Here is a 19,459-nt window from a genome sequence, read left to right on the forward strand (position 1 = left end):
CCCTGCCCGGGCCACAATCGTTACGCCATGCAATACATCCCACCCAACTACGCCACCCTATTCGTAGCCACCTGCAACCTTCTCAACCTCGCGAACCCGAACCGCGCGTATTACGAGAACCAGGACGCCTACACCGAGCACGAGTACGAACGGAAGATCGACTGGACCGGCGAGCGCTTCCATGCGCTGAATGCCGACGTGCTGGCGGTGCAGGAGGTGTGGGACGAAGCGGCGCTGAAGGCCGCCATCGCGCGCAGCGGCCTGCGCTACGACTTCGTGTCCGTGCCCGGCGCCGAGAACACGCCGCCGCCCGACAGCCCCGCCGGCACGCCTGCGAGAACTGGCGCACAGGGCACGCCGCGCGTGGGCATCGCAACGCGGCTGAAGGTGGACGAGGTCCGCTCCTTCGTCGACTTCCCGCCAGGCTTCGGCGTCGAGGTGCCGGGCCTGGGCGCGCACACGCGCTTCGAACGCCCGCCCCTGCTGGCCACGGTGCGCATGAAGCACGGCCAGCAGGTGCACGTGCTCACGGTGCACCTGAAGTCCAAGCGCCCGAAGTTCCTGCAGGATGCGCAAGGCAACCACTTGGAGGACCGCGACGACCGCAAGGTGGGCGTGATGGCGTCGCTGCGCTCGCTGCTGATGCGCGGCGCGGAGGCCGCGGCCCTGCGCTGCATCGTCATCGACCTGCTGCAGGGCACGAACGTGCCGCTCGTGGTGATGGGCGACTTCAACGACAGCCCGCACAGCGTGACCACGCAGCTCGTGGCGGCCACCTCGGAGGTCGCCTACGACAAGGCCGCGCGCGACGTGGCACTGTTCAACGCCTACGAGATACAGGGCGAGTCAGCGCTCAAGAAGGACGTGGCGTATTCGCACATCCACCAGGGCTATCCGGAGGTGCTCGACCAGATCCTGGTGAGCGAGGAATTCGTCGCCACCAGCCGCCACAGCCTGGGCGACGTGCGGCGGGTCGACTACTTCAACGACCACCTGCACGAGGGGCGCGACCGCTCGCGCTCCGACCACGGCTTCGTGCGCGCCCTGCTCAGGCTGCGCACGGACTGACCCGAGGCCGCTCAGCCCATGCGGCGGCCAGTCTGCCGGTCGAACAGGTGCACACGCGGCGTGTCGATCGCCAGGTTGACGATCTCGTCGGGCCGGGCATCGACGCGGCCATGCACGGCCAGCACCAGCCGGGCTTCGCCGACCTGCACCAGCAGCTCGGTCTCCGCGCCCGTGGGCTCGACCACGATCACCTTGGCGGCCACCGACTGCGGGCCGCCGCCGAGCGTGATGTCGCCGGGCCGCACGCCGTAGTGCACCGGCTGGCCGTCGGGCGCCGATGTGGTGGCCGGCACCGGCCAGCGCGCGCCCTGCGCCTCGACCCAGCACTCGCCGCCCGCGCGGCGCACCGTGCCCTCGATCACGTTCATCGACGGCGAGCCGATGAACTGCGCCACGAACAGGTTGTCGGGCCGGTCGTACAAATCCAGCGGCGTGCCGATCTGCTCGACGATGCCGTCGTGCATCACCACGATGCGGTCGGCCATGGTCATGGCTTCGATCTGGTCGTGCGTCACGTACACGGTGGTGGTCTTCAGCCGCTGGTGCAGCGCCTTGATCTCGGCGCGCATGGCCACGCGCAGCTTGGCATCGAGGTTGGACAGCGGCTCGTCGAACAGGAACACCTTCGGGTCGCGCACGATGGCGCGGCCCATGGCCACGCGCTGGCGCTGGCCGCCCGAGAGCTCGCGCGGATAGCGGCCGAGCAATGCGTCGAGGTTGAGGATCTTCGCGGCGCGCGCCACGCGCTCCTCGGTCACCGACTTCTCGGCGCTGCGCAGGCGCAGGCTGAAGCCCATGTTCTCGCCCACCGTCATGTGGGGATACAGCGCGTAGCTCTGGAACACCATCGCGATGTCGCGGTCCTTCGACTCGAGGTCGTTGACCACGCGGCCGTCGATCATGATCTCGCCGCCGCTGATGTCTTCCAGGCCCGCGAGCATGCGCAGCAAGGTCGACTTGCCGCAGCCCGACGGACCGACCAGCACCACGAACTCGCCGTCGGTGATGTCGAAGCCCAGCCCTTTGATGATCTGGACCTTGCCGAAGGATTTCTGGATATTGCGAAAGGAAACGGATGCCATGGAGTTCTCTCTTCAGTGTGTCGTTGCATCCCGGGTACTTCGCGGAACACCGCGGAACCGGCTTTGCCCGGCCGCAGGTGTCGCCCCCTCGAAGGGGGTTGGCGAAGCGACACGAAGTGCGCGAAGCCTGGGGGTCAGCTCTTTACCGCGCCGGCCGTGAGGCCGCCCACCATGTAGCGCTTGAAGGTGTAGTAGATCGCCGCGGGCGGCAGCGCGTAGATGAGGCCGGTGGCCATGAGCAGTTCCCACGGCGAGTCGTCGGCCGAGAGGAAGTTGCCGAGCGCCACGGCGAGCGTCACGCTCTTGTCGTTGGACAGCAGCAGGAAGGCATAGAGGTACTCGTTCCAGGCCAGCAGCAGCGAATAGGTGCCCACCGCCACCAGCGACGGCACCATCAGCGGCAGGTAGACCAGGCGGAACAGCTGCAGCGGCGAGGCGCCGTCCATGCGCGCGGCCTCGTCGAGTTCATAGGGCAGCTTGTCCGACGCCTGCTTGAGCACCCAGATGCAGTACGGCGAAGCGATGGTCACCATTGCCAGGATGAGCGCCCACTGGCTGTTCAGCAGCCCGTAGTTGCCCATGGTCTTGTACATGGGCACGGCCAGGAAGGCCGCCGGAATGAAGTACGTGAACAGCGCCAGGTTCATCACCGTGCGGCCGCCGCGCACCCGCAGCCTGCTGATGGCGAAGGCGGCGGTGGTGGCGACGAACAGCGTGAGCGCGCCCACCGACAGCGCGATCACCAGCGAGTTCCACAACTGCAGCCAGAAGTGGTCGAGGTAGAAATGCTTCTGCTGGAACACGATGCGGAAGTTGTCCAGCGTCGGGTTCTTGGGCCACAGGTGGCCGGAGGTCGCGGAGTCCTTCGACGAGATCGCGAACAGCACCATGTGGTAGACCGGGATCAGCGTCCACAGCAACACCGGAATGCCGATGAGCAGCAGCTTGGCCTCGGTCGCTATGGCCTTGGGGGTCCAGCGTTTCATTTCGAGAGCCTCTTCATCATGAAGTACACGAGCGGCAGCACCAGCGGCAGCGCCACCACGATGGATGCCATCGACAGGTCGACCTGGTCGAGCCGCAGGTAGCGGATGCCCAGCGTGGCGAGCACGTGCGTCAAGTCGGCGGGGCCACCACCGGTCAGCAGGTACACGCTGTTGAAGTCGCCCAGCGTCCAGATCATCGAGAGGATGAGCGAGGTGATGTAGAGCGTCTTGAGCGCCGGCCAGCTCACGAAGCGGAATTTCTGCCACGACGAGGCGCCGTCGACCGAGGCCGCTTCATATTGCTCGGTGGGAATGGCCAGGCGCCCGGCCACGAGGATGAGCGTCCAGAACGGCAGCGACTTCCAGATGTGCACGAGCATCGCGAAGGCCAGCGCCAGCGAGGGATCGTTGAGCCAGTTGGGGCCGTCGGCGCCGGTCAGGCGGAAGATGGTGCTGTTGATCACGCCCCACTCCGGGTTCAGCATGAAGCGGATCGACAGGATGGTGGGAATGGAGGGCATCGCCCACGGCAGGATGAAGATCGCCGCGACGATCTTGATCCACCAGCGGGACGTTACGAAGAAGCCCGACAGCACGAGTGCCACGAGCATCTTGAGGTTGATCGCCACGACCAGGAAGATGGCCGTGTTGATCACCGAGCGGAAGAAGATCGGATCTTCGACCAGCTTCACGTAGCTTTGCGGATGGCGGGCGAGCCAAAGCCCGTAGCCCACCGGGTACAGCACGAACACCACGAACACCAGCAGGTAGGGCACGACCATGACCGCGCCCCAGAACTGCCAGCGCGCATGCCGCGCTCCGAGATTGACGACAGGCGCCGGTGTGGTCGACGCGGCGGCGGTGGCAGTGGCGCTCATGGTGTGCAGCTGCTGATGTTGACGGGTGCCGTGCGTGCGCGGCTTACTGCCCCGCCACCGTCTTGATGCGCGCGATCATCTCGTCCACGGCCTTGTCCACCGGCACCTTGTCGGTCACGACGCGGCTCATGGCCTTGGCCCAGACGTTCTCGTTGTTCAGCACGGTGAACTTGTAGTTCTTGGTGAATTCGAAGGTCACTGTGCCGGCGGCGTACTGGTTGTAGACCGAGAGGCGATGCGGGTCGGCCTTCCAGAAGTCGCGCTGCTGCGCGGCCTTGGTCACGGGGAACCAGCGGCCCAGCGAGCCCTCGACGTACGGCGTGAGGTTGTCCTCCTGCATCAGGAAGGCGACGAACTCCTTGGCGCGAGCCTTGTTCTTCGCATCCTTGAACACCACGCCGGTCTTCACCGCGGTGCGGTAAACCATCTTGCTGCCGTCGGGCTTGCTCGGGAAGCCGGCCGTGCGGATGCGCTCGGTGTAGTTCTTGCGCGCTTCCTCGCGCTGCTCTGGCGTGAGCGAGGCGTTGGTCGAGTCATCGAGCCACTTGGCGGCAATGGAGATGGTCGCGTTGTGCGTCATCACGGTCGTCTTGTTGTGGAACGCGACGTTGTTGTCCGGGTCCTTCCAGCTGGTGGAAGAAGGCGGCGTGCAGCCCTTGGTGTATGGCGCGGTGTAGTCGGTCATGGCGCCGATCAGGCCGGTGCGCACCTTCGGGTCGTCGACCAGCAGCTTGCCGTTGTCGTCCACCAGCTTGACGTTGTAGGCGTCCATGAAGGTCAGGAACGAATAGAAGGCGTCGCTCGAATCCACGCCCATGGGCTGGCCGATGCCGAAGGTGCGCTTGCCGCTTTCCTTGCGGCTGGCGGGCTGCACCTTGTCGCACCAGAACGACCAGTACTCCTTCCAGGTGGTCGGGATGTCCGACTCCTTGAACCCGGCCTCGGCCAGCATGTCGCGCCAGTACTCGATGTGCATCGTCTGCTGCTTGATCGGGAACGCGTAGTACGCCTTGGTCTTGGCCTGGTCGTTGTAGAGGTAGGTGGTCTCCAGCGTGTTGGGCGCGAAGCGGTCCTTCATGGGCGTGAGCACGCTGCTGATGTCCTCGAGCTTGCCGTCGTAGGCCCACTTGCCGGTGACCTGGAAGTCGTACACGTCGGCGTAGGCCACGTCGGGAGGGCTGCCGGAGTCGAGCGCGGACACGGTCTTGGGGATCATGTCCTGGATCGGGTACTGCGACAGCTCGATCTTGACGTTCTTGTTCTTCTCCTCGAACTTCTTGATGGCGGCGAACAGTGCGTCGTCCTCCGCCTTGTAGAAGCCCTTGACCCACCAGACGGTGAGTTTTTCCTGAGCGGCGGCATTGCCCGCCGCTATCAGGCCCAACGCGACCAGCGTCGGCGCGATCAGCGATTTGACGAGTTTCATGCTTGTTGTCTCCTTCTCTTCTTCGGTGGAATCGGCTCGGGCGCGAGCCAGGGTGGAAAGAACCGGATGCGAACTGCGGGAAAACGCGTGGTCGGCGCCGAAGCTGCTAGCTGGCCTTGAGCCTGGGCGGCGGCCGGCTCAGGCGCGGCAGGCGCCGTCGCGAGCCGAGCACGTCCTCGATGTCCTGTCGCGCGCCGTCGATGAGCCGGATGATGGCCAGCTCGGCCTTCGCGGGGTCGTGCGCGATAACGGCGTCGAGCACCGCGCGATGCAACGGCAGCGACAGCGCGGGACCGTCGGGCTTGGTGGTCGATATCTCGAAGCTGGTGCGCAGCAGCGCGTTGAGCACCTTGCTCATCTGCGAGATCATGCGGTTGCCCGCGGCGGCGAGCAGGCCGTTGTGAAAGCGCAGGTCGAAGGTGACGTACTCGCCGCCGTTCTCCACCGCTTCCTTCATGCCTGCGTAGGCGGCCTCGATCTCCTCGATGTCCTTCTCGCTCGCACGTTCGGCGGCAAGCCGCACGGCCGCGGGCTCGACCACGCGGCGCAGGTCCTGCAGGTCGCGCAGGAACTCGGGCGTGAGGCCTGCCCGCGCCTGCCAGGTGATGACGTCGGGGTCGAACCAGTTCCACTTGTCCTTGGGCAGCACACGCGTGCCGACCTTCGGCCCGGTGACGATCAAGCCCTTGGCCGCCAGCGACTTGATGGCCTCGCGCACCACGGTGCGGCTCACACCGAGCTCCTCGCCGAGCACGGGCTCGGCGGGGATCGAAGCACCGATGGCGTAACGCCCTGACACCACGGCTTCACCGAGCAGCTCGAGCGTTCGACCGTGGATGTTCTTGATCATGTGCGATGTGAATTCCGGTATCCCGCCAATCCAAAAAACAGAGGCTCTGGCAGGCTCTCCGCGCTTATCATATGATGATTGAAACTGCAGCCCGGCAGGACAAACCCTGAGGTTTGTCACCACAAAAACGGTACTCGGAGACAAACCCCATGAGCACAATCCCCAAGAAGAAACCCGGCGAACTTCGCAGCCAGCAATGGTTCGGCCGCAACGACCGCGACGGCTTCATCTACAGAAGCTGGATGAAGGGCAAGGGCGTGCCGCACGACCAGTTCGACGGTCGCCCGGTCATCGGCATCTGCAACACATTCAGCGAACTCACGCCCTGCAACTCGCACTTCCGCACGCTCGCGGAGCAGGTGAAGATCGGCGTGTACGAAGCGGGCGGCTTCCCGCTCGAGTTCCCGGTGATGTCGCTCGGCGAAACACTGCTGCGCCCCACCGCCATGCTGTATCGCAACCTCGCGAGCATGGACGTTGAAGAAAGCATTCGCGGCAACCCGCTCGACGGCGTGGTGCTGCTCATGGGCTGCGACAAGACAACGCCGGCTCTCATGATGGGCGCGGCCAGCGTCGACCTGCCGACCATCGGCGTGTCGGGCGGCCCGATGCTTTCGGGCAAGTGGCGCGGCCAGGAGCTGGGCTCCGGCACCGGCGTGTGGCAAATGAGCGAGCAGGTGCGCGCCGGCACGCTCAAGCTGCAGGAATTCTTCGAGGCCGAAAGCTGCATGCACCGCAGCCACGGCCACTGCATGACGATGGGCACCGCGAGCACCATGGCCAGCATGGTCGAGTCGCTGGGCATCGGCCTGCCGGGCAATGCGGCCTACCCCGCCGTGGACGGCCGCCGCAACGTGCTTGCACGGCAGGCGGGCCGGCGCATCGTCGGCATGGTGCATGAAGACATGAACATGTCGAAGATCCTCACGCGCCAGGCCATCGAGAACGCGATCAAGGTCAACGCGGCCATCGGCGGCTCCACCAACTTCGTGATCCATCTGCTGGCCATTGCGGGCCGCATGGGCGTCGACCTCACGCTCGACGACTTCGACCGCCTTGCCGCCGAGCTGCCATGCCTGGTGAACCTGCAGCCATCGGGCCAGTACCTGATGGAAGACTTCTGCTACGCGGGCGGCCTGCCGGTGGTCATCAAGGAAATCGCCGACCACCTGCACAAGGACATCCTCACCGTCACCGGACAGAGCGTGTGGGAGAACGTGAAGGACGCCGAGAACTTCAACCCGCAGGTCATCCGCACCCAGGCCGAGCCCTTCAAGGACAAGGCCGGCATCTGCGTGCTGCGCGGCAACCTCGCGCCCAACGGCGCGATCATCAAGCCCAGCGCGGCCACGCCCGAGCTGCTGGTGCACAAGGGCCGCGCGGTGGTGTTCGAGAGTGCCGAAGACCTGCACAAGCGCATCGACGACGAGAACCTGGACATCGACGAGCACTGCATCATGGTGCTCAAGAACTGCGGACCCAAGGGCTACCCCGGCATGGCAGAGGCGGGCAACATGCCGCTGCCGCCGAAGGTGCTGCGCAAGGGCATCACCGACATGGTCCGCATCAGCGACGCACGCATGAGCGGCACGGCCTATGGCACGGTGGTGCTGCATACGGCGCCCGAGGCTGCGGCCGGTGGACCGCTGGCATTGGTGCAGGACGGCGACATCGTCGAACTCGACGTGCCGAACCGCAAGCTGCATCTGCATGTGAGCGACGAAGAGCTGGCGAAGCGGCGCGAGAAGTGGGTGGCGCCCAAGGCGCCGCTGGATTCGGGGTACTGGAAGCTGTATGTCGACACGGTGCTGCAGGCCGACCAGGGGGCCGACCTGGCGTTCCTGCGTGGGCGTCGCGGGTCTTTCGTGCCGCGCGACAATCACTAGTAAATGAAACGACTGGTAGCCATCGACTGGGGCACAAGCTCCCTGCGCGGCGCCTTGCTGGACGCCAACGGCAAGGTGCTGGAAGAACGCAGCGACGCGCGCGGCATCCTCACCGTGCCTGAAGGCGGGTTTCCCGAAGTCTTCGAGACGCTGTTCGGCGACTGGATGCGGACCGAAGGCGCCCGCTGCCTGATCTCCGGCATGGCCGGCAGCAAGCAGGGCTGGGTCGAGGCACCCTACTGCGCCTGCCCGGCGGGTCGCGTCGAAGTGGGCCGCAAGATCATCGACATCGACGCCATTCCCGGTGCGCGCATCGCGATCGTTCCCGGCCTGAGCGACGAGCATGACGGCGTGCCCGACGTGATGCGCGGCGAGGAAGTGCAGATCTTCGGCGCCATGTCCATCACCGGACTGGACGACGGCGTCTTCGTGCTGCCCGGCACCCACAACAAGTGGGCCACGGTCAAGAAGGGCCGCGTGGCGGGCTTTCGCACATACATGACGGGCGAGTTCTATGCGCTGCTGAGCCAGCACTCGATCCTCGCGCGCACGCTCGACGCGTCGGCGCCGCTCGACGAAGCCGCTTTCCTCGAAGGCGTGACCCTCTCCGAAAACGGCCACGGCCTGCTGCACAACGCCTTCGGCGCGCGCACGCTGGCGCTGTTCGAGCGCATGCCGAAGCAGGAGCTTGCAAGCTATCTCTCGGGCCTGCTGATCGGCGAAGAGCTGCGCACGCAATCGCTGCAGGCGGTCGGCGAAGTGGTGCTGATCGGCTCGCCCGCCCTCACCCAGCGCTACACGCTCGCGCTGCGCGCCACCGGCGTCACCACGCGCACGCTGGGCGCAGAAGCCACCTGGGCCGGACTGCACGCGCTGTCCGGCTTTCTCGACACCGACAGAACTGCAGCCGCATGACCACGCCCCTCGAAAAATTCAACGCCGCGATGCGCGAGCTGCCCCTGGTGGCGATCCTGCGCGGCCTCACGCCCGACGAGGCCGCGGATGTCGGCGACGCCATCGTCGAGCCCGGCTTCCGGCTGCTCGAAGTGCCGCTCAACTCGCCGCAACCGCTGGAGAGCATCGCGCTGATGCGCAAGCGCTTTCCGCAGGCGCTGGTTGGCGCCGGCACGGTGCTCGGCGCCCAGCAGGTGCGCGACGTGCACGCGGCCGGCGGCGAGCTGATCGTCTCGCCCAACTACAACGCCGATGTCATCGCCGAAGCCGCGCGGCTCGGCATGGTCTGCCTGCCGGGCGTGATGACGCCCACCGAGGCCTTCGGCGCGCTCGCGGCCGGCGCCACCGGGCTCAAGCTGTTCCCGGCCGAGCTGGCATCGCCCGCCGTGGTGAAGGCGCTGCTGGCGGTGCTGCCGGCCGGCACGCCGGTGATGCCCGTGGGCGGCATCACGCCCATGAACATGGCCGAATGGCGGGCGGGCGGCGCGGCCGGCTTCGGCATCGGCTCCGCGCTCTACAAGCCGGGCAAGCAGGCAGTGGCGGTGCGCGAAGACGCGAAGAAATTCATCGCGGCCTGGACCGGAGTGATCCAGGCCTGACACCGGCCAACCCACAAGAACCAGGAGAGACTCCCACGATGTCCGCCGATTCCGACTACGCCAGCCCCGCGGTCCGCAAGCTGCGCGAAGACCTCGCACTGGCCCTTCGCGCCGCCGCCCACCACGGGCTGTCCGAAGGCGTCTGCAACCACTTCAGCGTGATGCTGCCGGGCGCGCAAGACCGCTACCTCATCAACCCGCGCGGGCTGCACTGGAGCGAGATCGGTCCCGACGACATCGTGCTGATCGACGTGCACGGCGAAGTGCTTGCCGGCCGCCACCGCGTGGAGCCCACCGCCCTGTTCATCCACGGCGCGGTGCACCGGCTCACCGGCCATGCGGTAGTGCTGCACTGCCACATGCCCTACGCCACGGCGCTCACGATCACGGTCGACCGCGCGCTCGACCCGACCTCGAGCCAGAACGCGATGCGCTACATGAACCGCATCGCGATCGATGCCGAGTACAACGGCCTGGCGCTGGACGACGCCGAGGGCGAACGCATCGCCCGCGCGATGTCGGGAAAGGACGTGGCCTTTCTCGCGAACCACGGCGTGATCGTGGCGGGCGGCACCATCGCCCATGCCTACGACGATCTCTACTACCTCGAGCGCGCCTGCCTGCACCAGGTGATAGCGCAATCGACCGGCCGGCCGCTGGCGCCGGTCGATCCGAAGCTGGCCGCGCACGTGGCGGCGCAGATCCAGGGCGAACGCGAGCAGTCGGACCTGTTCTTCGAGGCGCTGCGCCGCATGCTGCCGGCGCCGCGCAGCTGAGCGTTCGGCCTACGGGCCATAGGGCCAACGGCCTGCCCGCGGAGGTGATCCGCGGCTCGAACCTCCTTCACAATTGTGTCTTGCTCGCGCCGCGTCCTACGCGCACGGGCTTACAGCTCTTCATCCGATTTCGCTCCAGCCTTACAAGAGCTTCACACAAGGGCGCGAGGATGAGGCTTCAAACACACAAGTGGGGATCAGAGATGAAAAAGCTTACTTTGGCATTCGGCGCAGCGGCCTTGCTGTCGCTGGCCGCATTCACCGCACCGGCCCAGGCACAGACTGGCGGCAGCTTCATCCAGGCGCAGGTCTACGTCGTGCCGCCACCGCCGCCGCGCCCGCGCTACTACGCGCCGCCGCCTCCGCCGCGTTACTACCACGCCCCGCGGCACTACCACGGCAATGACCGCTACTACCGCGACCGCCGTTGGGACGACCGCCGCCACGGTCGCCGCGACAACGACGGCGACGGCGTGCCCAACCGCTACGACCACCGGCCGAACAACCCGTACCGCTACTGAGGCTGCGAGCCTCTAGCGGGCAGGCGCCGCCGCATAGGGCGGCGCATCGCTCGACAGGCCCTGCTTGAGCTGCCGTGTGACCGCGTCGGCCAGCACCTCGGCCTTGCCCGCCTCCACGCCCTCCAGGGCCTGCCGCGCCACGTCGTCGGGCGAAGCCTTGGCACCGGGCACATGCGCGGCCATGTCGGTGTCCATGAAGGCCACATGCAGGCTCGTGACCTGCGTGCCTTGCCCGGCGAGTTCGTTGCGCAGCCCGTTGCTCAGCGACCATGCGGCCGACTTGGTCGCGCTGTAGGTCGCCACGCTCGGGAAGGTGGTCCAGCTCAGGGCCGACAGCACGTTGATCACGGCGCCACCGCCGTTGGCCGCGAGCACCGGCGCGAAAGCCTGTGTCACGGCCCAGGGACCGAAGAAATTCGTTTCGAATTCCGCGCGCGCCGCAGCCATCGCATCGGGCGAACCCAGCAGGCTGGAGCCGCGCGAAATGCCGGCGTTGTTGACCAGCAGCGACACATCGCCGCAGGCGCGCACGGCCGCCGCGATCTGCGCGGGCTGCGTCACGTCGAGCGCCACCGGTGTCACGCCGGGCAGCGTGACGGAGTTGGGGTCGCGCGCCGCGCCGTAGACCTTGCGCGCGCCCGCCGCCAGTGCTGCCTTCGCAAAAGCGAGGCCGAGGCCGCGATTGGCGCCGGTAATGAAAACGACGGAGTCCTTGATCTTCATGATGTGCCTTTGAGTTGAGAGTCGTCAGAAATTTCTGCTTAGCGTCAAGCCTGCGCCACTCGGCGCAGCAAGCCGCTGGTGGTGCGCGGCCAGCCCACCCGGCCGAACCACGCACCGCCCGCGATGGCCGATGCGATCACGATGCCGTACACCACCAGCGCAACGCCTTGCGCCGCGAACACGCCGGTGAGCCCGCCGCCCCAGCGCAGCGCCAGCCACCCGCCCGTGCCGGCCACCGCGAGCCGCGCGATGTTGCCGAGCACCGGCCACAGCAGCCGGCCCGCGCCCTGCGACGCGAAATACAGCACCAGCCCGACGCCGAAGAAGCCGTAGAGCGGCCCCACCACGCGCAGGTAGTGCGCACCGGTCTCGAGCATGGCCGGGTCGTTGCCGAACAGCAGCAGCCATGGGCGCGGGAATAAAGCAGCCGCGAGGCCGATGGTCTCGGTCAACGCAAAGGCCAGCGCCGCGCCGGCCCAGGTGGCGCGCAGCGCGCGTTCGCGCTGGCCCGCGCCCATGCAGGTGCCGACCATCGCGACCAGCGGCGCGCCGAGGCCGAACACCAGCGGCACCAGCAGGTACTCCAGCCGCGAGGCCGTGCCGTAGCCGGCCAGCGCGCCCGAGCCGAAATGCCCGGTGAGCGCGGTCGCGATGCCGATAGACAGGTTGGTGGCCACGGTGGACACCGCGCCCACCAGCCCGATGCGCAGGATGTCGCGGAACAGCGGCCAGCGCAGCTTGAGCGCGGCCAGTGTGGGCCGCAGCAGGCTGCGCGGCGAGCGCAGATAGACGATGAGCGCAATGGAGCCCAGCAGGTAATACAGCAGCAGCGCCATCGCGCCGCCGGCGATGCCCATGCCCGGCAGCGGACCGATGCCGAAGATCAGCAGCGGCGACGCCGGAATCAGGAACACCACGCCCACCACCGTCACGTTGGCAGGCACCGACATGTTGCCGGTGCCGCGGATGATGGCCGACAGCGAGTTGAACAGCCACACCAGCACCGCCCCCGAGAACACCCAGTGCGAGTAAGTGAGAGCGGCTTCGAGCGCCGGGCCAGTGCCGCCCATGATCCCGTAGAGCCAGCGTCCGCCCAGTATCAGCGCGAGCGTGAAGCACAGGCCGAAGCCCAGCGCGATGACGATGGCATGCCACACCAGCGCATCGGCATCGGCGCGGCGCCGCGCACCCAGCGCACGGGCGATGGACGATGCGATGCCGCCGCCCATCGCGCCGCTGGAGGTCATCTGCATCAGCATGACGATTGGGAACACGAGCGCCATGCCCGCGAGCGCGTCGGTGCCGAGCTTGCCGACGAAGTAGGTTTCGATCAGGCCGACGGAGGCCTGCGCCACCATCACCAGCACGTTGGGCGCGGCCAGTCGCAGCAGCGTGGGCACGATGGGCGCCTCGAGCAGGCGCCGGGTGCGTGGGTCGAGTTCGGCGGTGTTGCCGGTAGCGGTCATGGCGGGGCCTCGATGCGATCGGGTCAGGCGCGTGCCGCGGCGGGCGTCACGGGTGTGCCGGCCTTGGCGGCCGGGCGGCGGATCATCAGCACGATCAACGCGGCCACCAGGCAGGCCGCGCCAGCTGCGTACAGCGCCGGGGTATAGGTCAGCAGCAGCGTGCGTGCGAAGCCGGCGCCATAGGCGGCCGTCGCGGCGCCCAACTGGTGCGCGGCAAAGACCCAGCCGAACACCAGGCCCACCTTGGCGGGACCGAAGGCAGCGCCCGCGAGCTTGACGGTCGGCGGCACGGTGGCGATCCAGTCGAGGCCGTAGAACATCGCGAAGATGCCCAGGCCGTAGATGGTGAACTCCGAATGCGGCAGCCAGAACAGCGACAGACCGCGCAGGCCGTAGTACCAGAACAGCAGCTTGCGGTTGTCATAGCGGTCCGACAGCCAGCCCGAGAGGATGGTGCCGACGAAGTCGAAGGCGCCCATCATCGCCAGCACCGACGCGGCGGGCACGGCGCCCATGCCGTTGTCGCCGCACAGCGAGATGAAGTGCGTCTGCACCAGGCCGTTGGTGCTCAGGCCGCAGATGAAGAAGGTGCCCGCCAGGATCCAGAAGGTGCGGTTGGTCGAGACTTCCTTCAGCACGCGGAATGGCGTGGCGAAGTTCATGGCGGGCGCGGCGGTGGCGGGCGCCGCCGGCTGCGTGCCGGGCTTTTCGCCGTAGGGCAGCAGGCCGATGTCGGACGGACGGTTGCGCATCAGGCACAGCGCGAGCAGGCCGATGAGGATGCTGCCGATCACGATCGGCACGATGGCCGAGCGCCAGCCCCAGTGCTCGATCATCCAGGCCGCGAACGGCAGGAACGCCAGTTGCCCCGTGGCCGAACTGGCCGTGAGCATGCCGATGACCAGGCCGCGCCGCGCCACGAACCAGCGGTTGGCCACCACCGCGCCAAGCACCAGCGCGGTCATGCCGGTGCCCAGGCCCAGCATCAGGCTCCACAGCACGAACAGCTGCCATAGCTGCGAAGCCATGGTGACGAGCGCCATGCCCAGGCCCACCAGTGCAAGGCCGGTGCAGATGACCGCGCGCAGGCCGTAGCGTTCCATGAGCACCGCGGCGAACGGCCCCATCAGGCCGAACAGCGCGAAGCGCAGCGCGAGCGCCGACGAGATCTGCTCGGTGCTCCAGCCGAATTCCTGGCCGAGCGGCTTGAGCATGGCGCCCGGCAGGCCCAGCGCAGCCGACATGGTCAGCATGGTCAGGAAGGTGATGGCGGCGACGATCCAGCCGTAGTGGATGCCGGGGCGCTGCAGCCATGCGGAAACTTGGTTGGCGAACATGAGACCTCGGATGTTGGAATGCGATGTGGAGGACGAAGAAAACGGGGGCGGCGCGCGGCCGTGCGCCTGATGTGCATGCGTGGGAAAGCGGCGGGTGGTGGGGTCAGTCGTCGGCGTCGGGTGCGTCGTCGGCGCCCAGCAGTTCCATCGACTCGTCGATCAGCAGGTGCAGCGCCAGCACGCGCTCCACGCCCAGCAGCGCATTGAGCTTCTGCTGCGCGGTCTTCCAGTGCCCCAGGGCCTCGCGCCGCTTGGCCTCGCCCTCGGGCGTGACCTGCACCAGCCGGCTGCGCGCATCGGCACCGGCGGTCTGCGCCACGAAGCCCGCGGCGATCAGCGGCTGCAGGTTGCGGCTCAGGGTGGAGGCGGTCATCTTGAGTTCGGCAGCCAGGTCGACCGGGCGGCAGGGGCCGACGCGGGCCAGGTTCGACAGCAGCGAGTACTGCGTGGTCTTGAGGCCGCTTTGCGAAACCTCGGCGTCGTAGTGCTGCGAAAGGCGGCGCGACAGCTGGCGCACCTTGAAGCTGGTGCAGCCGCGCGGCTTGGTGGGTGTGTCCATGGGATATTATTGTATGTGCAACTATTGCATATGCAATCAACACCACCCAGCAAAGCCCCCAGAAGGAACACAGGCATGACACAGAACCTCAACCAGCTCGAAGGCTGGATCGCCGAAGAACGCCGCATCACCGAGCGCCTCGACGCGGGCCCCGGCCCCGGCCTCGCCCGCCCCGAGCAGATCGCGGGCAAGACCGGCCTCGAAGTGATGCAGGCGATGCTGGCCGGCGAGATTCCCTACGCGGCCATCGCCAAGACGCTGGACTTCACGATCGTGGAAGTGCGCGCCGGCGTGGCCATCTTCCAGGGCACGCCGCTGCCGCAGCACCTGAATCCGCTGGGCACCATCCATGGCGGCTGGGTCGCGACCATGCTCGACTCCGCCCTGGGCTGCTCGGTGCACACCATGATGCCGCCCGGCCGGGGCTACACGACCGCCGAGCTGGGCGTGAACTACGTGAAGGGCTTGACGCCCAAGGTGCAGCGCGTGCGCGCCGAAGGCAAGGTGATCCATTGCGGCAAGCAACTGGCCACCGCCGAAGCGCGGCTGTACGGACCCGACGGCACGCTGTACGCGCACGCCACGACCACCTGCCTGGTGTTCGAGATCCCGCCGGCGCGTTGACCCTGAGCTGCCTGGAAGCGAAGTAGGCCTTCGACCTGTAAGTCCAAAGGCGTCGGCCTTAGCAGGCCCAGTGATAATTATTCTCATCGCCGCCGTTGCCAAGGCATCAGGCGGCGGCGTTTCCAGAATATTTCACAGCCGCTTCCCGGAGGATTTCTTCATGTTCACCGAACGCAAAAGCGTCCGAGGCCGCGCCGCGCGCGCACTGTTCGGCGCCAGCGCCGCCTGGCTGGCCGTTGCCGCCCTGCCCGCACAAGCCGCCACCGACGAACTCACGCTCTACACGACGCGCGAGCCGGCGTTGATCCAGCCGCTCATCTCGGCCTTCAGCGCGCAGAGCAACATCAAGGTCAACACCGTGTTCGTGAAGGACGGCCTGCTGGAGCGAGTGAAGGCCGAAGGCGCACGCTCGCCGGCCGACGTGCTGATGACGGTGGACATCGGCAACCTCATGGACCTGGTGGACGGCGGCGTGACGCAGCCTGTGAAGTCGGCCGCGCTCGAATCGGCCATTCCCGCCAACCTGCGCGGCGCCGACGGCCAGTGGTTCTCGCTCTCGATGCGCGCCCGCGTGCTCTACGCGGACAAGAGCCTGCCGATCACCAGCTTCCGCTACGAAGACCTGGCCAACCCGAAGTACAAGGGCAAGGTCTGCATCCGCGCCGGCCAGCATCCCTACAACACCGCGCTGGTCGCCTCGCTGATCGCGCATGACGGCGAAGCCAAGGCCGAGCAGTGGCTGCGCGGCGTCAAGGCCAACCTGGCGCGCAAGGCCACCGGCGGCGACCGCGACGTGGCGCGCGACATCCTGGGCGGCATCTGCGACGTCGGCCTGGCCAACTCGTACTACGTCGGCCAGATGAAGAGCGCCAAGGAAGGCACCGACGCGCGCAAGTGGGGCGACGCCATCAAGGTGGTGCGCCCGACCTTCGCCAACGCCAAGAGCGGCGGCACGCACGTCAACATCAGCGGCGCGGCCGTGGCAAAGAACGCGCCGCAGCGCGCCAACGCGGTCAAGCTGCTCGAGTTCCTGGTGTCGGAACCGGCCCAGGCGCTCTACGCGCAGGCCAACTACGAATACCCGGTGCGCAAGGGCGTGGCGCTCGACCCCATCATCGGCCAGACCATCGGCGAGCTGAAGGTCGATCCGCTGCCGCTGACCGAGATCGCCAAGTACCGCAAGCAGGCCAGCGCGCTGGTCGACAAGGTCGGCTTCGACCAGTGACTTCGACGGAGCCGGGCACACCTTGCCGGCAATTGACTGAATGAGCTTCCTGCGGCGCCGGCCGCCGGGCCTGCACGCCGCGGGCCCGGCCTGGCGCTGCGCGTCTTTCCTGATCGCCGTCGGCGTGCTCGCGCCGGTGCTATCGCTCGCGTGGATCGCGTTCGGCTCGGGCGTCGGGCATTGGGGACCGTTGCTCGCGCACGTGCTGCCGCAGGCGGCGCTCAACACTGCCCTGCTGCTGGCGGGCGTCGGCACGCTGGTGCTGCTGATCGGCACCGGCTGCGCATGGCTGGTGACGGCGCACGACTTTCCCGGGCGCGGCGTGCTGCACTGGGCGCTGCTGCTGCCGCTGGCGATGCCGACGTACATCGTCGCCTTCGCGTACCTCGACCTGCTGCACCCCATCGGCCCGGTACAGGGCGCCATCCGCTGGATGCTGGGCTTCGACAGCCCGCGCCAGTTCCGCCTGCCTGACCTGCGTTCCATGCCGGGCGCGATCTTCGTGCTGGGCTTCGTGCTGTACCCCTACGTCTACATGACGGCGCGCGCGATGTTCATGACGCAGCCGGCCCATCTGATGGAAGCCGCGCGCATGCTCGGCGAGAACCGGCGCGGCGCATTCTTCCGCGTGGCGCTGCCGCTGGCGCGACCGGCGCTGGCCGTGGGCCTGAGCCTGGCGCTGCTCGAAACGCTCAACGACATCGGCGCCTCCGAATTCCTCGGCGTCAACACGCTCACGGTGGCGGTCTACACCACTTGGATCACGCGCTCCGACCTCGCGGGCGCCGCGCAGATTGCATGCGCCATGCTGTTCATGGTGGTGGCGCTGGTCTGGCTCGAACGCAATGGCCGCCGGCACCAGCGCTTCGGCTCGGCACAACGCATGCGCGCCGTGCAGCCGCGCCGGCTGCGCGGAGGCGCGGCCTGGGCTGCGACCGCTGCCGCTGCACTGCCGGTGTTGATCGGCTTCGTGGCCCCGGCCCTGTACCTCGTCTGGGAAAGTGCCAAGCGGCTGCGCCAGGGCGGCGGCATTTCGCAAGGCCTGCTCGCAAGCCTGGGCAACACGCTGGCTCTGGCGGCGGGCGTCACCGTGGCGGCCGTGGCTGCGGGGCTGGTGGTCGCATGGACCGCGCGCGCACAGGGCTCCGGCATCAACCGTGCGCGCTGGCAGGCGCGCGTCGCCACGCTGGGCTATGCGGTGCCGGGCACGGTGCTCGCCATCGGGCTGCTGACACCCGCACTGGCTTTCGATGCGGCGCTTGCCACGGCCTTCGGCTGGCAGGGCCTGCCGTTGATGGCCGCGGGCGTGGTGCTGGTGGTGGCCTGCACGATCCGCTTCCTGGCAATGCCGGTGGGCGGCATCGAGGCGGGTCTTTCGCGCATTCCTCCAGCCATCGAACAGGCCTCCCGGCTGCTCGGTGAAACCACCGGCGGCACGCTGCGCCGCGTGCACCTGCCGCTGCTGCGCCCTGCGCTGGCGGCCAGTGCGCTGCTGGTGTTCGTCGACGCAATGAAAGAACTGCCCGCCACGCTGCTGCTGCGGCCCGCCAATTTCGACACCCTCGCCACCTGGCTCTACGCCGAGGCCGCGCGCGGCACCTACGAAGAAGGCGCGATTGCCGCGCTCGCCATCGTGCTGGCCGGCCTGCTGCCGGTGGTGCTGCTGGCGCGCAACCAACTGGGCACGCCCACCGCCACTTTCAGCCCGGATACGCCATGAGTTCTTCGCTGCACCTCGATTCGCTAAGGCTCGCCTACGACACGCCGCGCGGCCCGCACACCGTGGTCGACGGCTTCTCGCTCGCGCTGGACGCGGGCGACATCGCTTGCCTGTTCGGACCCTCGGGCTGCGGCAAGACCACGGTGCTGCGCGCCATCGCGGGCTTCGAGCCGGTGCGCGGCGGCACCATCCGCCTGGGCGACACATTGCTGTCGTCCGGCCAGATTCACCTGCCGCCCGAGCAGCGCCGCGTGGGCATGATGTTCCAGGAATATGCGCTGTTCCCGCACCTGTCGGCCGCCAGGAACGTGGCCTTCGGGCTGCGCCGCCTGCCGCGCAACACGCAGCACGAGCGGGTGGCCGAGATGCTCGCGCTGGTCGGCCTGGCAGACGCCGCGGAGCGCTATCCGCACGAGCTTTCTGGCGGCCAGCAGCAACGCATCGCGCTGGCTCGCGCGCTCGCGCCCTCGCCCGCCCTGCTGCTGCTCGACGAGCCTTTTTCCAACCTCGACGGCGGCACGCGCGAGCGCCTTACTGCACAGGTGCGCGGCATCCTGAAACAGGCGGGCCAGACCGCGATTCTGGTGACGCACAACGAGGCCGAGGCGCATGCCATGGCCGACCGCATCGGCGTGATGCATGGCGGGCGCATCACGCACTGGCAAGGCACTGCGGTGACCTAGCACAAGGGCGTCTTTTTCCGAATGGGCTTTTCGGGAAAAGGTTGTTCGGCCCCGCAAGAATCGCGGCGATCCGAAACATCCTTTTCGAGAACGGAA

Annotated in this window: 19 protein-coding genes; 10 read left to right on the forward strand and 9 right to left on the reverse strand. The window is 67.6% G+C overall.

Annotated features, from left to right (window positions below; translation table 11 throughout):
• Positions 1-27: 27 nt before the first annotated feature.
• On the forward strand, positions 28-1,068 hold the full coding sequence (locus ACWV14_RS22215) for an endonuclease/exonuclease/phosphatase family protein (protein ID WP_454903763.1): 1,041 nt from the start codon (positions 28-30) through the stop codon (positions 1,066-1,068).
• Positions 1,069-1,079: 11 nt separating this feature from the next.
• Here ACWV14_RS22215 and ACWV14_RS22220 read toward each other — a convergent pair whose 3' ends face one another.
• From ACWV14_RS22220 to ACWV14_RS22240, 5 genes are all read right to left on the reverse strand, one after another.
• Positions 1,080-2,150 carry an ABC transporter ATP-binding protein gene (locus ACWV14_RS22220; protein ID WP_422087519.1) on the reverse strand — a complete coding sequence of 357 codons (1,071 nt, stop codon included), beginning with the start codon at positions 2,148-2,150 and terminating at the stop codon, positions 1,080-1,082.
• Positions 2,151-2,284: 134 nt separating this feature from the next.
• Positions 2,285-3,136 (reverse strand): carbohydrate ABC transporter permease, encoded by an 852-nt coding sequence (locus ACWV14_RS22225; protein ID WP_422087520.1) that lies wholly within the window; start codon positions 3,134-3,136, stop codon positions 2,285-2,287.
• Entirely contained in the window at positions 3,133-4,014 is an 882-nt protein-coding gene (locus tag ACWV14_RS22230) for a carbohydrate ABC transporter permease (RefSeq protein WP_454903765.1), read from the reverse strand. The genes ACWV14_RS22225 and ACWV14_RS22230 overlap by 4 nt, the downstream gene beginning before the upstream one ends.
• A gap of 43 nt (positions 4,015-4,057) precedes the next feature.
• The gene (locus ACWV14_RS22235; RefSeq protein ID WP_454903766.1) at positions 4,058-5,440 is read right to left on the reverse strand and encodes an ABC transporter substrate-binding protein; all 1,383 of its coding nucleotides are present in this window, start codon (positions 5,438-5,440) and stop codon (positions 4,058-4,060) included.
• A gap of 106 nt (positions 5,441-5,546) precedes the next feature.
• On the reverse strand, positions 5,547-6,290 hold the full coding sequence (locus tag ACWV14_RS22240; protein ID WP_454903767.1) for a FadR/GntR family transcriptional regulator: 744 nt from the start codon (positions 6,288-6,290) through the stop codon (positions 5,547-5,549).
• A gap of 149 nt (positions 6,291-6,439) precedes the next feature.
• Here ACWV14_RS22240 and ACWV14_RS22245 point away from each other — a divergent pair, with 149 nt between their 5' ends.
• From ACWV14_RS22245 to ACWV14_RS22265, 5 genes are all read left to right on the forward strand, one after another.
• The gene (locus tag ACWV14_RS22245; protein WP_454903768.1) at positions 6,440-8,176 is read left to right on the forward strand and encodes an IlvD/Edd family dehydratase; all 1,737 of its coding nucleotides are present in this window, start codon (positions 6,440-6,442) and stop codon (positions 8,174-8,176) included.
• A gap of 3 nt (positions 8,177-8,179) precedes the next feature.
• Positions 8,180-9,091: a 2-dehydro-3-deoxygalactonokinase gene (locus ACWV14_RS22250; RefSeq protein ID WP_454903769.1), complete on the forward strand. Its 912-nt coding sequence runs from the start codon at positions 8,180-8,182 to the stop codon at positions 9,089-9,091.
• On the forward strand, positions 9,088-9,729 hold the full coding sequence (locus ACWV14_RS22255; RefSeq protein ID WP_454903770.1) for a 2-dehydro-3-deoxy-6-phosphogalactonate aldolase: 642 nt from the start codon (positions 9,088-9,090) through the stop codon (positions 9,727-9,729). Before ACWV14_RS22250 ends, ACWV14_RS22255 begins: the two co-directional genes overlap by 4 nt.
• Positions 9,730-9,767: 38 nt before the next feature.
• Entirely contained in the window at positions 9,768-10,505 is a 738-nt protein-coding gene (locus tag ACWV14_RS22260) for an aldolase (protein ID WP_454903771.1), read from the forward strand.
• Positions 10,506-10,708: 203 nt separating this feature from the next.
• Positions 10,709-11,026, forward strand: coding sequence for a hypothetical protein (locus ACWV14_RS22265; RefSeq protein WP_454903773.1), 318 nt, complete (start codon positions 10,709-10,711; stop codon positions 11,024-11,026).
• Between the two features lie 12 nt (positions 11,027-11,038).
• On the opposite strand, the gene ACWV14_RS22270 is transcribed toward ACWV14_RS22265, so the two are convergent.
• The 4 genes from ACWV14_RS22270 to ACWV14_RS22285 form a co-directional block, all read right to left on the reverse strand.
• Positions 11,039-11,749 (reverse strand): SDR family oxidoreductase, encoded by a 711-nt coding sequence (locus ACWV14_RS22270; RefSeq protein WP_454903774.1) that lies wholly within the window; start codon positions 11,747-11,749, stop codon positions 11,039-11,041.
• Positions 11,750-11,793: 44 nt separating this feature from the next.
• Entirely contained in the window at positions 11,794-13,215 is a 1,422-nt protein-coding gene (locus tag ACWV14_RS22275; RefSeq protein WP_454903776.1) for an MATE family efflux transporter, read from the reverse strand.
• Between the two features lie 23 nt (positions 13,216-13,238).
• Complete coding sequence (locus ACWV14_RS22280; RefSeq protein WP_454903777.1) at positions 13,239-14,552, reverse strand: MFS transporter; 1,314 nt, start codon at positions 14,550-14,552, stop codon at positions 13,239-13,241.
• 103 nt (positions 14,553-14,655) lie between these two features.
• Positions 14,656-15,111, reverse strand: coding sequence for a MarR family winged helix-turn-helix transcriptional regulator (locus tag ACWV14_RS22285; RefSeq protein WP_454903778.1), 456 nt, complete (start codon positions 15,109-15,111; stop codon positions 14,656-14,658).
• 75 nt (positions 15,112-15,186) lie between these two features.
• Between ACWV14_RS22285 and ACWV14_RS22290 the strand changes: the two genes are divergently transcribed.
• The 4 genes from ACWV14_RS22290 (at position 15,187) to ACWV14_RS22305 (ending at position 19,363) form a co-directional block, all read left to right on the forward strand.
• Positions 15,187-15,735 carry a PaaI family thioesterase gene (locus tag ACWV14_RS22290; protein WP_454903779.1) on the forward strand — a complete coding sequence of 183 codons (549 nt, stop codon included), beginning with the start codon at positions 15,187-15,189 and terminating at the stop codon, positions 15,733-15,735.
• Positions 15,736-15,895: 160 nt separating this feature from the next.
• Complete coding sequence (locus ACWV14_RS22295) at positions 15,896-16,960, forward strand: Fe(3+) ABC transporter substrate-binding protein (RefSeq protein ID WP_454903780.1); 1,065 nt, start codon at positions 15,896-15,898, stop codon at positions 16,958-16,960.
• Positions 16,961-17,000: 40 nt separating this feature from the next.
• The gene (locus ACWV14_RS22300; protein WP_454903781.1) at positions 17,001-18,680 is read left to right on the forward strand and encodes an ABC transporter permease; all 1,680 of its coding nucleotides are present in this window, start codon (positions 17,001-17,003) and stop codon (positions 18,678-18,680) included.
• The gene (locus ACWV14_RS22305; protein WP_454903782.1) at positions 18,677-19,363 is read left to right on the forward strand and encodes an ABC transporter ATP-binding protein; all 687 of its coding nucleotides are present in this window, start codon (positions 18,677-18,679) and stop codon (positions 19,361-19,363) included. Before ACWV14_RS22300 ends, ACWV14_RS22305 begins: the two co-directional genes overlap by 4 nt.
• Positions 19,364-19,459: the final 96 nt, after the last annotated feature.

The sequence above is a fragment of the Variovorax durovernensis genome, from assembly GCF_977011995.1.

Bases quoted from the DNA above. Each gene is read 5' to 3' on its own strand.
- ACWV14_RS22255 (WP_454903770.1), top strand. From the start codon at position 9,088: ATGACCACGCCCCTCGAAAAATTCAACGCCGCGATGCGCGAGCTGCCC.
- ACWV14_RS22220 (WP_422087519.1), bottom strand. From the start codon at position 2,150: ATGGCATCCGTTTCCTTTCGCAATATCCAGAAATCCTTCGGCAAGGTC.
- ACWV14_RS22305 (WP_454903782.1), top strand. From the start codon at position 18,677: ATGAGTTCTTCGCTGCACCTCGATTCGCTAAGGCTCGCCTACGACACG.
- ACWV14_RS22300 (WP_454903781.1), top strand. From the start codon at position 17,001: ATGAGCTTCCTGCGGCGCCGGCCGCCGGGCCTGCACGCCGCGGGCCCG.
- ACWV14_RS22270 (WP_454903774.1), bottom strand. From the start codon at position 11,749: ATGAAGATCAAGGACTCCGTCGTTTTCATTACCGGCGCCAATCGCGGC.
- ACWV14_RS22235 (WP_454903766.1), bottom strand. From the start codon at position 5,440: ATGAAACTCGTCAAATCGCTGATCGCGCCGACGCTGGTCGCGTTGGGC.
- ACWV14_RS22245 (WP_454903768.1), top strand. From the start codon at position 6,440: ATGAGCACAATCCCCAAGAAGAAACCCGGCGAACTTCGCAGCCAGCAA.
- ACWV14_RS22290 (WP_454903779.1), top strand. From the start codon at position 15,187: ATGACACAGAACCTCAACCAGCTCGAAGGCTGGATCGCCGAAGAACGC.
- ACWV14_RS22285 (WP_454903778.1), bottom strand. From the start codon at position 15,111: ATGGACACACCCACCAAGCCGCGCGGCTGCACCAGCTTCAAGGTGCGC.
- ACWV14_RS22250 (WP_454903769.1), top strand. From the start codon at position 8,180: ATGAAACGACTGGTAGCCATCGACTGGGGCACAAGCTCCCTGCGCGGC.
- ACWV14_RS22280 (WP_454903777.1), bottom strand. From the start codon at position 14,552: ATGTTCGCCAACCAAGTTTCCGCATGGCTGCAGCGCCCCGGCATCCAC.
- ACWV14_RS22295 (WP_454903780.1), top strand. From the start codon at position 15,896: ATGTTCACCGAACGCAAAAGCGTCCGAGGCCGCGCCGCGCGCGCACTG.
- ACWV14_RS22265 (WP_454903773.1), top strand. From the start codon at position 10,709: ATGAAAAAGCTTACTTTGGCATTCGGCGCAGCGGCCTTGCTGTCGCTG.
- ACWV14_RS22225 (WP_422087520.1), bottom strand. From the start codon at position 3,136: ATGAAACGCTGGACCCCCAAGGCCATAGCGACCGAGGCCAAGCTGCTG.
- ACWV14_RS22275 (WP_454903776.1), bottom strand. From the start codon at position 13,215: ATGACCGCTACCGGCAACACCGCCGAACTCGACCCACGCACCCGGCGC.
- ACWV14_RS22230 (WP_454903765.1), bottom strand. From the start codon at position 4,014: ATGAGCGCCACTGCCACCGCCGCCGCGTCGACCACACCGGCGCCTGTC.
- ACWV14_RS22260 (WP_454903771.1), top strand. From the start codon at position 9,768: ATGTCCGCCGATTCCGACTACGCCAGCCCCGCGGTCCGCAAGCTGCGC.
- ACWV14_RS22215 (WP_454903763.1), top strand. From the start codon at position 28: ATGCAATACATCCCACCCAACTACGCCACCCTATTCGTAGCCACCTGC.
- ACWV14_RS22240 (WP_454903767.1), bottom strand. From the start codon at position 6,290: ATGATCAAGAACATCCACGGTCGAACGCTCGAGCTGCTCGGTGAAGCC.